The organism is Actinomyces radicidentis (genome assembly GCF_001553565.1).
GTDB lineage: Bacteria > Actinomycetota > Actinomycetes > Actinomycetales > Actinomycetaceae > Actinomyces > Actinomyces radicidentis.
Map to the genome: position 1 here is coordinate 2,135,045 of NZ_CP014228.1, position 15,870 is coordinate 2,150,914.

Annotated in this window: 9 protein-coding genes, 1 pseudogene and 1 riboswitch; of the genes and pseudogenes, 7 read left to right on the forward strand and 3 right to left on the reverse strand. The window is 66.7% G+C overall.

Annotated elements, in window-relative coordinates; genetic code table 11:
- Positions 1 to 153: 153 nt before the first annotated feature.
- The gene (locus AXF14_RS09135; protein WP_211260076.1) at positions 154 to 1,344 is read left to right on the forward strand and encodes an MFS transporter; all 1,191 of its coding nucleotides are present in this window, start codon (positions 154 to 156) and stop codon (positions 1,342 to 1,344) included.
- A 224-nt stretch (positions 1,345 to 1,568) separates the two neighbouring features.
- On the opposite strand, the gene AXF14_RS13990 is transcribed toward AXF14_RS09135, so the two are convergent.
- Positions 1,569 to 2,018 carry a hypothetical protein gene (locus AXF14_RS13990; RefSeq protein WP_169798230.1) on the reverse strand — a complete coding sequence of 150 codons (450 nt, stop codon included), beginning with the start codon at positions 2,016 to 2,018 and terminating at the stop codon, positions 1,569 to 1,571.
- A gap of 14 nt (positions 2,019 to 2,032) precedes the next feature.
- Positions 2,033 to 2,145, reverse strand: a riboswitch (SAM riboswitch).
- 152 nt (positions 2,146 to 2,297) lie between these two features.
- Here AXF14_RS13990 and AXF14_RS14515 point away from each other — a divergent pair.
- Together AXF14_RS14515 and AXF14_RS09150 are read left to right on the forward strand one after the other, a co-directional pair.
- Positions 2,298 to 3,833: pseudogene (locus tag AXF14_RS14515) on the forward strand (amidase).
- Positions 3,834 to 4,040: 207 nt separating this feature from the next.
- Positions 4,041 to 5,894 (forward strand): DUF726 domain-containing protein, encoded by a 1,854-nt coding sequence (locus tag AXF14_RS09150; RefSeq protein WP_067942698.1) that lies wholly within the window; start codon positions 4,041 to 4,043, stop codon positions 5,892 to 5,894.
- A gap of 173 nt (positions 5,895 to 6,067) precedes the next feature.
- On the opposite strand, the gene AXF14_RS13720 is transcribed toward AXF14_RS09150, so the two are convergent.
- Together AXF14_RS13720 and AXF14_RS09155 are read right to left on the reverse strand one after the other, a co-directional pair.
- Entirely contained in the window at positions 6,068 to 6,301 is a 234-nt protein-coding gene (locus AXF14_RS13720) for a hypothetical protein (protein ID WP_150118461.1), read from the reverse strand.
- A 447-nt stretch (positions 6,302 to 6,748) separates the two neighbouring features.
- Positions 6,749 to 8,005, reverse strand: coding sequence for an IS256 family transposase (locus AXF14_RS09155; protein ID WP_067938833.1), 1,257 nt, complete (start codon positions 8,003 to 8,005; stop codon positions 6,749 to 6,751).
- A gap of 475 nt (positions 8,006 to 8,480) precedes the next feature.
- Here AXF14_RS09155 and AXF14_RS09160 point away from each other — a divergent pair, with 475 nt between their 5' ends.
- Genes AXF14_RS09160 through AXF14_RS09175 form a run of 4 tightly spaced genes read left to right on the forward strand, consistent with a single transcriptional unit; the run spans position 8,481 to position 15,263 of the window.
- A complete protein-coding gene (locus tag AXF14_RS09160) occupies positions 8,481 to 10,037 on the forward strand; it encodes a type I restriction-modification system subunit M (RefSeq protein WP_067942702.1) in 1,557 nt (518 codons plus the stop codon).
- On the forward strand, positions 10,034 to 11,269 hold the full coding sequence (locus tag AXF14_RS09165; RefSeq protein WP_067942704.1) for a restriction endonuclease subunit S: 1,236 nt from the start codon (positions 10,034 to 10,036) through the stop codon (positions 11,267 to 11,269). The genes AXF14_RS09160 and AXF14_RS09165 overlap by 4 nt, the downstream gene beginning before the upstream one ends.
- Positions 11,266 to 12,222 (forward strand): GIY-YIG nuclease family protein, encoded by a 957-nt coding sequence (locus AXF14_RS09170; protein ID WP_067942706.1) that lies wholly within the window; start codon positions 11,266 to 11,268, stop codon positions 12,220 to 12,222. The genes AXF14_RS09165 and AXF14_RS09170 overlap by 4 nt, the downstream gene beginning before the upstream one ends.
- On the forward strand, positions 12,219 to 15,263 hold the full coding sequence (locus AXF14_RS09175) for a type I restriction endonuclease subunit R (protein ID WP_067942708.1): 3,045 nt from the start codon (positions 12,219 to 12,221) through the stop codon (positions 15,261 to 15,263). The genes AXF14_RS09170 and AXF14_RS09175 overlap by 4 nt, the downstream gene beginning before the upstream one ends.
- Positions 15,264 to 15,870 lie beyond the last annotated feature (607 nt).

Sequence of the window (15,870 nt, forward strand, 5' to 3'; positions counted from 1 at the left end):
CGATGCCGTGCAGCCCGGTCCTACCGCACCGGCTCACGGGACGATGTTTCCGACGCGTGACGACCTCGCGACCACCCGACCCGCCCCTGAAACCTGCTCATGATGTCCTGCGAGACGGCAGCGTCACGCCCGGCGGCGTACCCCTTCCCGGAGGTGAACGATGTCGTCAGAACCGGTGGTCCACGCCTCGAGCGACTCAGGCACGCCGCGCTCAACACCCTGCGCGGCTGCCTCGGCAACCTCGTCGAGTCGTTCGACGTGTACACGTACACGGTCTTCGTGACCTACTTCGAGGCCCAGTTCTTCGACCCGGCGGACAAGAACTCAACGATCTACGCCTATGCCGTCTTCGCCATCACCTTCCTCATGCGGCCGCTCGGCTCGTGGTGGTTCGGGCGCTTCGCGGACCGTCACGGCCGCCGCGCCTCCCTCAGCCTCTCGGTGACGATCATGGCGGGGGCGAGCCTCGTCGTCGCCTGCCTGCCGACCCGCGCCTCGATCGGCGCGTGGGCGGCGGTGCTGCTCATCTGCTGCCGCCTCGTCCAGGGCTTCACCACCGGCGGCGAGTACGGCACCTCCGCCACGTACATGTCGGAGACCGCGACCCGCGACCGACGCGGCTTCCTCTCGAGCTTCCAGTACGTCACCCTCGTCGGCGGGCAGGCCCTGGCGCAGCTGGTCCTCCTCATCCTCACGAGCGTCCTCACCGACGACCAGCTCCACGCCTGGGGCTGGCGCATCCCCTTCGTCATCGGAGGCCTCGGCACCTTCGTCGTCCTGTGGATCCGCCGCTCCATGGAGGAGTCGCTGTCCGAGGGCCACCTCCAGGAGATCGCCGAGGGCAAGGACCGCCAGTCCGGCTCCCTGTCCGAGCTGCTCACGCACTACTGGCGCCCGCTGCTGCTGGTCTTCCTCATCACCCTGGGCGGGACGATCGCCTTCTACGTCTACTCGGTCAATGCCCCCGCCATGGTCAAGGCGGCCTACGAGGGCAGCGCCGGCACGGCCACGTGGATCAACCTCGCGGCGCTCGTCATCCTCATGGTCCTCCAGCCGGTCTACGGCCTCATCTCGGACAGGATCGGCCGCAAACCGCTGCTCGTCCTCTTCGGCTGCGGCGCGCTGGTCTACACCTACGTGCTCATCCACTTCCTGCCCCGCACGACGACCCCGGCGGCCAGCCTCCTGCTGCTCGTGGGCGCCTACGTCTTCCTCACCGGCTACACCTCGATCAACGCCCTGGTGAAGGCGGAGCAGTTCCCGGCGCACGTGCGCGCCCTGGGCGTGGGCCTCGGCTACGGGCTCGCGAACTCGATCTTCGGCGGCACCGCCCCGATGATCTAGGAGTGGGCCAAGCCCCGTGACGCCGTCGGCACCTTCATCGGATACGTGACGGTCTGCGTCGCGATCTCGCTCGTCGTCTACGTCTTCTTCCTGACGAACAAGGGCGACACGCACCTCGACGCCGAGCAGGGCCACTCCTTCCGCCGCGACTGGGTGCCCGACGACGACGGGCGGGGTGTCCGCGGGCACGTGACCCGTGGACGCCCCGCCCGTACGTTCAGGCCTCAGCCGCGGTCGACGGCGTCTGGCGCCGGCTCGACGGCGCTCTCAGACGCGCTCTCGTCCCACTCATCGGTGTCGGTCTCGTCCCCGAGCTCGAGGTTGAGCACGAGGGCGCGTTCCCCGCCGGGCTCGCTCACGCGCAGCGCGTGGCGGGCGACGTCGAAGACCGCCTCCCCGCCGTCGGCGGCGAGGGCGACGGCCCGGGCGAGGCGCTCGGCGTCGTGGTGCCGGCCGACGACGTCGACGGTGCGGGTCCCGACGGCGTCGACGCGCTCGCCGGCCAGTCGGACGGCGTGAGCGCCGTCGGCGCTCAGCGAGACGGGGACGACGTCGTCGGACTGACGGACGAGGCGGGCCTGGATCCAGTGGGTGTCGTGCCCGGGGCGGTAGCTGCCGCAGCCGGAGCCTCCGCAGGGTTCGGAGGGGCGGGTGGGCGTGAGGGTGCCGGTCATCGGCGTTCTCCTTGTTCGCGATCTTCCGCTCGCGGTCGCGGGCGGCGGATCTTCCTCCGGAGGCACCGGGCGCGATGACCGGTTGCCAGCCGACGAGCCGGAGGGCTTGGCGTCGGACTTCTTGATCCGCCGCAGAGTCTGCCACAGGCCCGTGCCGGGCAGCGGGGCTCGTCATCAAGGTGCAACCCGGAGCGGCCCTGCCTGAAACACGGCTGGCGTGTCATGACGGAGCCCGATGAGGCGCCCCTCACGTTCCCGACCCCTGGAAGGACCCCCGTCATGCCGACCACGCCGCTTCCCCAGGCGACCGCCGACGACGTCCTGGCCATCTCCGAGCAGCTCGGCCTCGGCATCAGCCGCGACGACGCCCCCGAGTACGCCTGGCTCGTCACCGAGCAGTCCCGCGCCTACGAGGCCGTCGCCGACTGGGACGCGACCGGCGGCACCTACACCGAGGACCGCTGCTTCACGATCCCGGACGACGCGGACAACCCCCAGCACGCCTGGTCCTGCCGCACCGAGATCACCGCCACCGGGCCCGAGGCGGCCGGCGGGCCCCTCGCTGGGAGGAGCGTCGCGATCAAGGACTCGATCCCCGTCGCCGGCGTGCCCTTCTACAACGGCTCCAACCTCTTCGACGGCTACATCCCCGACTTCGACGCCGAGGTCGTCACCCGGCTGCTCGCCGCCGGCGCCACCATCACCGGCAAGACCCACACCGAGTACCTGTGCCTGTCCGGCGACTCCCACACGAACCACTTCGCGGACACGCAGAACCCGTGGCGGGAGGGCTTCTCCGCCGGAGGCTCCTCCTCGGGATCCGGCGTCGTCGTGGCGCTCGGCGAGGCGGACATGGCCCTCGGCGCCGACCAGGGCGGCTCCATCCGCTGCCCGGCGTCCCTGTGCGGGATCGTCGGCCTCAAGCCCACCTAAGGGCTCGTGCCGTACACGGGGATCGCGACGCTGGAGGGCAGCTTCGACCACGTGGGGCCCATGACGGCGACCGTCGCCGACAACGCGCTGCTGCTCTCCGTGCTCGCCGGCCCCGACGGCGTCGACCCGCGGCAGGTCGGTCACGAGCCCGACGACTACCTCGGGGCGCTCGACGGCGGGGTCGAGGGGCTGCGGATCGGCGTCCTCAAAGAGGGCTTCGAGCAGCCCGACGCCGACACGCGCGTCAACAGCAAGGTGCGCGACGCCGTGCGCGTCCTCGAGCGGCTGGGCGCGACCGTCGTCGAGGTGTCCGTGCCCCGGCACGCCGACGGGCTCGCGCTGTGGACCCCGATCGGTTACGACGGCGTCACCGCCACCGTCTTCCAGGGCGGCGGCATCGGCATCGGGCGCGACGACTACTACCCGACCTCCCTCATGCAGTGGGCATTCGACCACGCGGACCGGCTCGCCGACGCCCCGCCGAGCGTCAAGATGTACTTCCTGACCTCGACCTTCGCCCGCCGGCACATTGGGAACGTCGGCTACGGGCACGCGATCAACGCCGGCCGGGAGCTGAGGCGCGCCTACGACGCCGTCCTGGCCGACGTCGACGTCCTCGTCATGCCGACGACGCCGACCACCGCCCGCCCGCTCATCGAGCGGGGGAGCGCCACCATCAGCGAGGAGGTCGCCGCCGCCGTCCCGCAGCTGAGCAATACCTGCCCCTTCGACATCACCCACCACCCGGGGCTGTCGATCCCGGCCGGCGAGGTCGACGGGCTGCCGGTCGGGATGATGCTCGTCGGAAAGCACTACGACGAGGCGACGCTGTACCGGGTGGCCGCCGCGTACGAGGCGACGGGGGAGGGGAGGTATCGGTGAGGGGCCTGAGCCGCCGATGCGGAGAGCCCCAAGGATCGGAGCACGTGCAAGCTCCGGGCCGCGCGCCGTGACTCCGGTGCCGCGAGCATGAACCATCGATGTTGATCAGATTGATGCAGGGTATGTCTCCCATCGGGCTTCCCGGTTGCGTATCGTGAGAGGCTGGCCGGAATCGTCTGGCCGTTCCATTCAAGTCGAGGACGACAGATGGCAGCCCATGCAAAGGTTCGGTACACCGCCGTAGGCCGGGACGGTGCGCGCGCGGTCCTCACACTGACGAGCGATGAGCAGCTCATTGAGGAGTGGGCCGGGCTCGATGCGGAGCCCACGTTCTCCGGCGCCGCGCGTCTCGTCGGCAATGCGGCCCTGTGCGCGCGTCTCCATCAGTACGTCGCGGCGAAGAAGGCGCAGCGCGTTGCGGCGCAGGGCCTCGACGCGGTCGGTCAGGGGGAGGAAGCAGCAGCCGAGGAGGTGATGGAAGCGCTCACCGGAATCGAGGACGATTCGGCCCGCGAGACCTTCACCGAGGAGGAGCTGGAAGAGGCACCCAGTTGGTTCGAGAACCTGTGGCACGAGGTCAAGACCGAGAAGGTCGAGCTTGACGTCGTCCTCGCCTGGCTGAGCGCCGAGACGGAGGCTGCGGAGAATTCGCTCCTCCAGGTTGCCGAGATCCTGGGATACGGCGAGTGGGTCTCTGATGAGCGCGATCGTGAGGCCTGGTGCTCGGCCTGCCTGCAGCGCACCGTCCACAAGTTCCTCGCGATCCCAGGACCCTGGTACGACGCCTGGTGCTGCCGCGGCTGCGGCGTCATCACGACCCGTTGCGCGGTCCCGGCCTGCGCGAACATGTCCGTGCGTGGGATGGGACCGACAGGGACCCGGGCCATGGCTGTGCCGATGTGCGCCGAGCACACCCATGAGATCCCTGACTTCGAGGCGAGTGGGTATCGAATTGAGGACCTCGAGCACTGGAAGGACCTGTTCGAGTACAAGCGCAAGGACGTCGGCAGGATCGCCAAGCGGGGAGCCGTTGCGGCCGGAGTCACTGTGGTGGCCGTCCCGCTGGCTGTCGTGGCCGCACCCGCCATCGGAGGTGCCGTTGGGGTTGCCACCTCGGCTGTCGGGAGCGGTGCGACGCTCTCCGGAGCTGCAGCGGTGAACCACGGGCTTGCGCTTCTCGGTGGTGGCACCATCGCCTCCGGGGGACTGGGCATGGCAGGAGGAACGCTCGTCATCGCCGCGGCTGGTGGTGCTGTGGGAGGCGCCTACGGCATGCGCGTCGGGACTGCCTATCTCGGGGAGGACGCTTCTTTCACGATTGAGTGCGTTCGAGATGGTGATGGGCCGGCCGTCGTCTACTCGAGCGGCTTCCTCACTGAGTCCGATGACGCTTGGTCCCGGTGGAAGCGGCTCATTGACACCGCTTACCCCGAGAATCCGGTCTACCGGGTGAGCTGGGGAGCCAAGGAGCGCAAGGACCTTGCGGCGCTCGCGGGCAAGGGCGCTGCGGGACATCGCGGAGTTGGCGCCGTCGCAATGGCTGCGCTGCGGGCGACCCGGCTCGCCGTCGCGAAGATCGCCCCGTTCGCGGTGCTGTCGACCGCAGTGGAGGTCGCTGCGAACCCCTGGACGGTGGCGCAGCGCAACGCGTCGGCCGCCGGCACGACCCTTGCCTCGATCCTCCGGCGCACTGAGAACAAGGAGGGCTTCATCCTCGTGGGACACAGCCTGGGTGCGGCTCTCATGACCGCAGCGATCGTCGGGCTCGCTGAGGACGACGAGACCTCGCCTGTGGTTGACGCGCACCTCTTGGGAGCAGCGACGTCGACGGAGATCGATGGCGAGCTCCTGGCTGCCGGCGTGACCGGCAAGGTCAGGAACTATTTCTCCCGCCGTGACAAGGTCCTTGCCGCGCTGTACAGGATGGCCTCTCTCGGCGGCGAGGCCGCCGGCGCAGTGGGCTTCAAGAGAGCGTCCGGGCGCGTGGTGAATATCGATGTGTCCGCAGAGGTTCCGAAGCACTCGGACTACGTAATGAACCTCGGGCTGAGGACGGAGTGATCTTCTGCAGGTCCCTGCCGGGGCGGCCAGTGGTGCTTCTCGTTTCAGACGTGGGACGCTGAAAGAGCGGGGCCTTGAGGCGGCGCTCGGGGGAGATGAGCTCCTGGGGCGTGATGATGCCAGCCTGCACGAGGTCGCTCGGAGGACGGGATTCGCTACGCCAGGCGTACTGCTCAAGCGTTGGGCAGGTCGAGTCGGTGGACGTCGGAGGCCGGTGCGTCGGTGACCTGGGGTGCGTTGAATGCTGCGTGCGAGGCAGTACTCGCGCGGCGCTTCTCCGTCAGCGTGCGGTGGTGGCGAAGACAGGCAACGCCGAGAACGAAAGCCAGCAGCATCGTTCCGATGACGGTGCCGATGTTGTCACCGTGGTTGTCCTGGAATGGCCCGCTGATTCCAGTCGTGATCAAGAGCCAGCCCAGAATGAACCAACGCCACCGCTTCCAGGACGACGGCTCGGCCCCGGTAGCCGGCGTCGAACTGGCTACGGACGGATTACTGAGGCCGTATGCCCGGGTCGCATTGCCTGGTACGGAGGCTGTGGATGATGCCGTGGATCTGACGGAGCCGTTCCCACATGTGTCGCGCGCTTGCGGTGTCCGGTGCTTCACATCGCAACCCAAGTGTGTGTAGACGAGCGCTCGTTTGGACCTCCGGCGACCCGAGCGCATCGCAGTCGTAATCGCCCTCTCGACCCGGTGGTAGGACGCCGATGAGACCGGGCGCTTGACCTGCGAGATCGTGTACGAGGCTCGACGCACGGGCTTCGGTACCACGGCCTTTCGGACGACGCGCTTCGCGGAGCGGACTGGGTGCGCCGCGCGGCGTACGGTCAAGTCCCTTGTTGTGGTGTTCTTTCAGGCGGTCAGGGGCAGGGGTTGGGTGTCGTTGGTGAGGGTGTGGGTGAGTCGTTGCATGGAGGTCTGGGACAGGTAGCGGCGTTCGCCGTACTGCCACTCCTCGTGCTGCTCGAGCAGGACGGCGCCGATGAGGCGGGTCACGGAGTCTGGGTTGGGGAAGACCTGGACGACGTCGGCGCGGCGCTTGATCTCGGCGTTGACGCGTTCGATGGGGTTGTTGGACCAGATCTTCTTCCAGTGCTCGGTGGGGAAGGCGGCGAACGCGGTCAGGTCAGCCTCGGCGGCCTCGAGCATGTCGGCGATGTCCGGGAAGGTGCCTCTCAGGGAGTCGGTGACCTGGTGGTAGGTGGCGCGCACGGCCTGGGGGCTGGTCTGGGCGAACACCGTGGAGATGAGGGCGTTGACGGGCTTGGAGCGTGCTGATCCCAGGCGGGAGGTGATGTTGCGGGCGAAGTGCACGCGGCAGCGCTGCCAGGCCGCGCCGGGCAGGATCGCCTTGACGGCGGCCTTCAGGCCGGCGTGGGAGTCGGACACGACCAGGGCGACACCCTCGGGCCGGGAGGGCCCGCACACGGCCAGGCCCCGCTCGCGCAGGGAGCGCAGGAAGCTGGTCCAGAAGTCGGTGGACTCGCTGTCGCCCACGGCCATGCCCAGGATCTCGCGGCGCCCGGCGGCGGAGACCCCTACCGCGACGACGGTGGCCTGGGAGACGACGCGGTGTCCGACGCGCACGTCGAGGTAGGTGGCGTCCAGGTAGAGGTAGGGGAACCAGGTGTGGTCCAGAGGCCGGTTCAGGAAGGCACCGACCGTCTGGTCGATGTCGGCGCAGATCCGTGAGACCTGGGACTTGGAGATGCCGGACTCGCAGCCCAGGGCCTTGACCAGGTCATCGACCTTGCGGGTGGAGACCCCCTCGACCCAGGCGGTGGCGATCACCGCGTACAGGGCCTTGTCGACCCTCCTGCGCGGGGACAGCAGGGACGGGAAGAAGGAACCCCGGCGCAGCTTGGGGATGGCCAGGTCGACCTCCCCGGCAGTGGTCGCCACCGTCTTGGAGCGCGTCCCATTGCGGCGCGTGATGCGATCCGGGGTGCGCTCGTAGCGGGAGGCGCCGATCACCGCTTCGGCTTCGGCGTCGATGAGGTCCTGCAGTCCGGCGGCCAGCAGACGGCGGAACATCTCGTCGCGTGAGGCCTCAGGGTCGGCCAGGAGTTCCCCGATCAAGGCGGACAAGGCAGACTGATGGTGGGTCATCGCGGGTCCCTTCAGATGGTTCTTGGCGGAATCACACCCGCGATGACCCCCAGCCACCTCGACCAGCGGCCCCCGCGGGAATTGCCACCACGCTAAGGGACACACCCCGGCGTACGGAACGAGGGACGAAGGTGCGGGAGAGGAAGCCCATGAGCGCATTCTGGTCGAGGTGACGCGACCTTTATTCGACTTTCGAATGAAGGTGTGACCGTCGTCGCCTGTGAGATCTGCCGCTCTCGGTGCGTGCGAGGTCAGCACACCTGGATGGTTGTTTCCTGACGATGGAGGGGCCTCATCGTGTGTGGCGGTAGACCCGAGTTTCTGCCCTGCTCAGCCAGAAGCTGCGCCGCTCGGCTTCTGGGCTGTAACGCGGGGGCAAGTGGCCCGGCTGGCTCGCAGCGTGGTGCGGTCTCGCGGCGCATATCGGTGACAGACTCCGACTGTTTCCCGCGTTCCCGACGACGAAGAGGTTCCCGTGTCCAAGGAGACCGAGCGCGCCGCGCTCCACAAGGCGATCTGGCAGGTGGCCAACGACCTGCGTGGCAGCGTGGACGGCTGGGACTTCAAGGCCTACGTCCTGGGCTTCCTCTTCTACCGGTTCATCTCGGAGAACCTCACCGAGTACATCAACCGCACCGAGCGCGATGCCGGCGACCCGGAGTTCGACTACCGCCTCCTGCCCCGCGAGGACGCCGAGTACGCCCGCGCCGGCATCGTGGAGGAGAAGGGGTTCTTCATCCTCCCCGAGGACCTCTTCGCCAACGTGCGCGAGCGTGCTGGCCGGGACGAGAACCTGAACGAGAGCCTTGAGCGGATCTTCAAGAACATCGAGGCGTCAGCGATGGGTGCCGGCTCCGAGTCGGACTTGCGCGGTCTCTTCGATGACATCGACGTCAACTCGAAGAAGCTCGGGAACACGGTTGCCCAGCGCAACGCGAAGCTCGTCAAGCTGCTGAATGCCATCGGGGAGCTCAATCTCGACTACGGAGACTCGGCGATCGACACCTTCGGCGACGCCTACGAGTTCCTGATGACGATGTACGCCTCCTCGGCCGGGAAGTCCGGTGGCGAGTTCTTCACGCCTCAGGAGGTCAGCGAGGTCTTGGCGAAGATCGCAGCGAACGGGCGCTCTCGACTCAACCGCGTATACGACCCCGCCTGCGGCTCGGGCTCCCTGCTGTTGAAGTTCGCGAACGTGGTCGGTAAGGACAACGTGGGCGGCTTCTACGGGCAGGAGGTCAACCTGACGACCTACAACCTGTGCCGCATCAACATGTTCCTCCATGACGTGAACTTCGAGAGCTTCGACATCGCGCTGGGGGACACGCTCGTGGAGCCGGCGCACTGGGACGCGGAGCCCTTCGACGCGATCGTCTCCAACCCGCCGTACTCGACGAAGTGGATCGGTAAGGACGACCCGACGCTGATCAACGACCCGCGCTTCTCCCCAGCGGGCGTGCTGGCTCCGAAGTCGAAGGCGGACCTGGCCTTCACGATGCACATGCTGTCCTGGCTGGCTGAGGACGGTACGGCGGCGATCGTCGAGTTCCCGGGCGTGCTGTACCGCGGCGCGGCTGAGGGGAAGATCCGCCAGTACCTGGTGGAGAACAACTTCGTCGACGCCGTCGTCCAGCTCCCGCCGGACCTATTCTTCGGGACGACGATCGCGACCTGCGTCATCGTGCTCAAGAAATCCAAGGCAGACAACAGCGTGCTGTTCTTGGACGCCTCGAAGGAGTTCGTGCGCGAGGGCAACAAGAACAAGCTCTCTCCGGAGAACCAGGCGATGATCCTGGGGACGCTGGGGGAGCGATCCGATGTCGATCACGTCGCCGCGCTGGTCCCCGCCGAGCGCATCGCGGAGAACGGCTTCAACCTGTCGGTGTCCTCCTACGTTGAGGAGGAAGACACACGCGAGGAGGTCGACATCGTCGAGCTGAACGCTCGCATCCAGCAGATTGTCCAGCGCGAGAACGAGTTGCGCGCCAGCATCGACGCGATCATCGCCGACCTCGAGGGGGAAGCGAAGTGAGCCGTATCGACGACATGGTCCGGGAGTTGGGCCCGGACGGTGTTGAGTTCCGCGCGCTCGGCGAAGTTGCTGCGCTGCGACGCGGGAGCGGAATGCCCAAGTCGGCCTTCTCCGATGACGGCGTCCCTGCCATTCACTACGGTCATATCTACACGCGCTATGGCATCTACACCAGGTCGGCGAAAGCCCACGTGCCGACGGATGCGGCGGAGTCACTACAGCCTGTGCATCCGGGCGAACTGGTGATCGCCAACACTAGCGAGAATCTTGAAGACGTCGGCAAGGCCGTTGCCTGGTTGGGAGACTCGGATGCCGTCACGGGTGGCCACGCCACGGTGGTGTCGTCCGATGTGCTCGACCCGAAGTTCCTCTCCTATTACGTTCGGACGCCTGCCTTCTTCGCGCAGAAGCGCCGCTTCGCGTTCGGTACGAAGGTGATCGAGTTGTCCGCGGTGAATCTCGCGAAGATACCCTTTCCGGTCCCGCCGATGTCCATCCAGCGTGAGATCGTTGGGATCCTGGATCAGTTCACGGAGCTCGAGGCGGAGCTCGAGGCGGAGCTCGAGGAGAGAAGGCGGCAGTACACCCGCGTGGCCGACGAAATCATCTGGCGTCGTGACGGTGCGACGCCCGTCGCGCCGCTCGACGAACTTGGAGCGCTCAGGCGTGGCCGTCGGTTTACTCGGGCTGACTTCGTCAGCGAGGGGATCTCCGCGATCCACTACGGTGAGGTCTATACGACGTACGGAACCTCGACGGCGCACGCTGTTTCTTCTGTACGCAAGGATCTGGCGCCGTCCCTGCGCTATGCCAAACCTGGTGATGTGATCATTGCCGGTGTGGGGGAGACTGTTGCGGATGTGGGTATCGGTGTCGCCTGGCTTGGAGATGTGCCTGTCGCATTCCACGATGACTCCTTCGCATTCACGTCTCAGCTTGATCCCCGTTATGTGTCGCACGTCTTTCGGACGCCTCATTACCACAGGGCCAAGGAGTCCTTCGTGTCGCGTGCAAAGGTGAAGCGTCTCGGGGCCAACGGCCTTGGGCGGATTGAGATCCCTGTCCCGAACCAGGAGCGCCAGATCTGGATCGCGGATCAACTCGATGCCCTTGAGGCACTTCACGCCGACCTAGGCTCAGGCTTGCCCGCTGAGATCGTCGCACGTCGCCAGCAGTACGAGTACTACCGGGACAAGCTCCTCACCTTCCCGGAGAGGAAGGACCACGCATGACCGGCAAGCACATCGAGCTCTTCCTCGTTGACGGAGAGGCAGGCGGCCTACGAACCGCCGACGTCTCCGGCTGGACCGGACACCTCCTGGCCGGCCCACGCTCCGACCTCAAGTGCCTCCTCGACCGCCCCGAAGCATCCGGCAACGGCGCCTACGTCCTACTCGGCGACGACCCCGACTGCGTCGAGAACCTCCGCTGCTATATCGGCAAGACCGAGTCCTTCACCAACCGATTCCGCGACCACGACCGCAAGAAGGACTGGTGGGACCGCGCCGTCCTCATCACGTCCCGCGACGCGTCCTTCAACGAGGGTCACTGGAGCGAGGTCGAGTCGCGCCTCCTGGAGATCGCTGCTGCCGCTGAGCGCTGCACCCTTGACGACAACAAGCAGACGCCCCAACCGCGACGGCTCTCCGAGGCGCAGAAGTCCGACGTCGAGGACTTCCTCGTCCAGCTCCGCACCATCCTCCCCGTGCTCGGCGTCAACATCCTCCGCACCTCGAACGCACGGAGCATCGCTGAGGAGACGCCGGCCCCCGCCGTCGAGCACTCGCCGATCTTCACGCTCTCCGTGCCACGCCGTGGGATCACCGCCCGAGGAGAAGTCGTCGGAGACGAGTTCCTCCTCCTCGAAGGATCTGTCATCAGCCCGCGCTGGACCGGGCGAGCCTCAAGCGAGGCCACCCAGCGCAGCTACGCCGCTATGAGCGCCCGCCACGCCAAGCTCGTCGCCGACGGGTCCCTCCAGGTCCACGGCGACACCGCCGTCGTCACTCGTGACATCCCCTTCGGGTCCCCGTCGCTCGCCGGCGCCATCGCCACCGGCCGCGCCTGCAACGGCCGCACCGCCTGGATCTGGGACGGCGGCACGTACGCCGACTGGGAGAACCGCGGGCTCGGCGACGCGGCCCCCGAGGTGTCGTCGCCGGCCCCAGATGAGGAGGACGCATGAGCGTGCGCGAAGCCCCCGCCGTCGGCATCGAGCCCGTCATCCTCACCGACGAGGCCACCGTCGTTGGCGAGTACGAGCCCGCCAAGCACGAGGACATCGGCTACCAGTCCGAAGCCCAGCTCGAAGACTCCTTCATCAAGCAGCTCCAGGCTCAGGCCTACGGGTACGTCACCCTCGACACCGAGGAGGCGCTCGTCGCCAACCTGCGCCGCCAACTGGAGGCCCTCAACGACTATCGATTCACCGACGACGAGTGGAAGCGCTTCCTCGAGCACTCCGTGGCCGCCGCCAACGACTCCGTCATCGACAAGGCCCGCCGCATCCAGGAGGACCACGTCCAGGTCCTCACCCGCGACACCGGCGAGTCCAAGAACATCCGCCTCATCGACAAGACCAACATCCACAACAACCGGCTCCAGGTCACCAACCAGTACGTCGCCGTCGGCGGCGCCCACGAGAACCGCTACGACGTCACGATCCTCGTCAACGGGCTCCCGCTCGTGCACGTCGAGCTCAAGCGCCGCGGCGTGCCCATCCGCGAGGCCTTCAACCAGATCAACCGCTACCAGCGCGACTCCTTCTGGGCCGGCACCGGCCTGTTCGGCTACGTCCAGGTCTTCGTCATCTCCAACGGCACCCACACCAAGTACTACTCGAACACCACACGCCTCGACCACGTCACCGAGGACAAGGGCACGCGCCGGCAGGCCAAGGCGGCGTCGTCGGACTCCTTCGAGTTCACCTCCTGGTGGTCCGACGCCCGCAACCAGCCGATCACGGACCTCATCGACTTCACGCGGACCTTCCTCGCCAAGCGCACGATCCTGGCGATCCTCACCCGCTACTGCGTCCTCACCACCGCCAAGAAACTCATGGTGATGCGCCCCTACCAGATCGCCGCCACCGAGGCGATCCTCCAGCGCATCAACACCTCCGCACTCAACAAGCAGACCGGGACCATCGCCGCCGGTGGCTACGTCTGGCACACCACCGGCTCCGGCAAGACTCTCACCTCCTTCAAGACCGCCAAGCTCGCCGCAGGACTGGCCGGCGTGGACAAGGTGCTCTTCGTCGTCGACCGCAAGGACCTCGACCACCAGACCATCAAGGAGTACAACCGCTTCGCCGCCGGTACCGTCGCCGCCAACCAGTCCACGAGCCAGCTCGCCGCCCAGATCGAGGACCCCGACGTCCGCATCATCGTCACCACGATCCAGAAGCTCTCCAACTTCGTCGGCCGGCACCGCAAGCACTCCGTCTACGACGGGCACGTCGTCCTCATCTTCGACGAGTGCCACCGCAGCCAGTTCGGCGACATGCACACCGCCATCACCAAGGCCTTCCGGAACTACCACCTCTTCGGCTTCACCGGGACGCCCATCTTCGCCGCCAACGCCGGTACCTCCGGCGGCTACGACTTGCGCACCACCGCCCAGGCCTTCGGGGACCAACTCCATACCTACACGATCGTCGACGCCATCCGGGACAACAACGTCCTGCCCTTCCACATCGACTACATCGACACAATCCGCACCGCCGACGGCGTCACCGACGCCGAGGTCTCCGGGATCAACACCGAGGCTGCGCTCCTCGCCCCCGAGCGCATCGGCCAGGTGGTCGCCTACATCCGCGAGCACTTCGACCAGAAGACCCGCCGCAACGCCTCCTACAGCCTCGGCGAGCAGCGTGTGCGCGGTTTCAACTCGCTCTTCGCTACCGCCTCCATCCGGGCCGCCCGCCTCTACTACGACGAGTTCAAGCGTCAGCAGGCCGGGCTTCCTGCGGGCCAGCGGCTCACTGTCGGCATCATCTATTCCTACGCGCCCAACGCCGACGCGCCCGGCGAGGTGGTGGCCGACGAGGCGATGGACACGGCCGGACTCACCGCCGACGACCGCGAGTTCCTCGAGCGCGCCATCGAGGACTACAACGAGACCTTCTCGATGAGCTGCTCGACGGATGCGAACGGGTTCGAGGCCTACTACGAGGACCTCTCGGAGCGGCTCGCCACCAAGCAGATCGACCTCGTCATCGTGGTCAACATGTTCCTCACGGGCTTCGACTCCAAGAGCCTCAACACCCTGTGGGTCGACAAGAACCTGCGCACCCACGGCCTCATCCAGGCCTTCTCGCGGACCAACCGCATCCTCAACGCCGTCAAGTCCTACGGGAACATCGTCTGCTTCCGCGACCTCCAGGCCGAGACCGATGAGGCGATCTCGCTGTTCGGGAACCGCGAGGCCGGTGGGCTCGTTCTCCTCAAGCCCTACCAGGAGTACCTGCAGGAGTACATCGAGCGGGTTACTGAGCTGCGGGCCGGGTTCGAGCCCGGGGGCGTCATCGCCTCCGAGGACGCCCAGAAGGAGTTCATCACCCTCTTCGGCAAGATCCTGCGCCTGCGCAACATCCTCACGAGCTTCGACGACTTCGTCGGTCAGGACGTCCTCGACCGAGGCGAATTCGCCGACTACCGCAGCGTGTACGTCGACCTCTACCACGAGCTCCGGCCCCGGAACGAGGCTGAGAAGGAGGTCATCAACGACGACCTTGTCTTCGAGATCGAGCTCGTTAAACAGGTCGAGGTCAACGTCGACTACATCCTCATGCTCGTCGACAAGCACCGCGAGCAGCAGGGCACTGGTGAGGACCGGGAGATCCCGGTCGAGATCGAGCGCGCCATCGCCTCCAGCCCGTCACTTCGGAACAAGAAGGACCTCATCGAGGACTTCGTCCGCTCAGTCTCCGCACGTGGCGACCTGGACGCCCAGTGGCAGGAGTACGTGGCGAAACGACGCGACGAGGAGCTCGCCCGAATCATCGCGGAGGAGGCGCTACGCGCCGAGGCCGCGACGGCGCTCGTCGACGCCGCGCTGCGCGGAGACGCCGAGATCGGGAACGAGGGAACCGCGATTACCCGTGTGCTGCCGCCGGTCTCGAGGTTCCGGAGGCCGGCAAGCGGCGAGGGGACCCTGGACGAGAAGAAGCATCGCGTGGTCGAGCAGCTGCGGGAGTTCGTGGACAGGTTCCGGGGGCTCAATTGACTGTAGAAGGCATCCCACTAACGACGGTTGGGATCCCGCTCGCATCGCTGCTCGTCTCCGTCCTCGCGTTGTGGCGTGCGTGGAGGTCGGGCCGCGAGTCGAATGCGGAGTTTCTCCACGAGATGAGGAAGCAATGGCTCTCGGTGCAACATGACTGGAATATTTGCTTGCTCGTCGCGTTTGGGTCTGCCCACCATTATGCTGATGCGACACGGGATGAGCGAGATGCGGCCGAAAGGTTGCGCGTGTCATTCGACGATGAAAGATGGTATGAGGCAAGTCTTGAACTGAGAGGGCATGTTCGTCGCGTGACTGATTTGATTGCCGAATGCGGTGAGGCGCTTGTGTCTAGCCGTTGGTCGGTCCGGGATTTGTATGAGGTGCTCGGTGCTGATGTGGGGCGCCATCACAGGCTACTTAGGACGCTGGCTCATCTCAGCGGAGGAACGCCGTGTGATGAGCTCTTTGTTCAAGCGACGGAATTCAATGCCCATGAAAGGAATGATCGCATTCTCCTCGTGGCTTTCCTTGTGCGCGCGGAGCAATGTCGCAGGGGAGATACGTACGCGCATTTTGTCGCCGAACTGGCTCGAGAACTTCGCGGTGA

Bases quoted from the DNA above. Each gene is read 5' to 3' on its own strand.
- AXF14_RS09170 (WP_067942706.1), top strand. From the start codon at position 11,266: ATGACCGGCAAGCACATCGAGCTCTTCCTCGTTGACGGAGAGGCAGGC.
- AXF14_RS09155 (WP_067938833.1), bottom strand. From the start codon at position 8,005: ATGACCCACCATCAGTCTGCCTTGTCCGCCTTGATCGGGGAACTCCTG.
- AXF14_RS09150 (WP_067942698.1), top strand. From the start codon at position 4,041: ATGGCAGCCCATGCAAAGGTTCGGTACACCGCCGTAGGCCGGGACGGT.
- AXF14_RS13990 (WP_169798230.1), bottom strand. From the start codon at position 2,018: ATGACCGGCACCCTCACGCCCACCCGCCCCTCCGAACCCTGCGGAGGC.
- AXF14_RS09175 (WP_067942708.1), top strand. From the start codon at position 12,219: ATGAGCGTGCGCGAAGCCCCCGCCGTCGGCATCGAGCCCGTCATCCTC.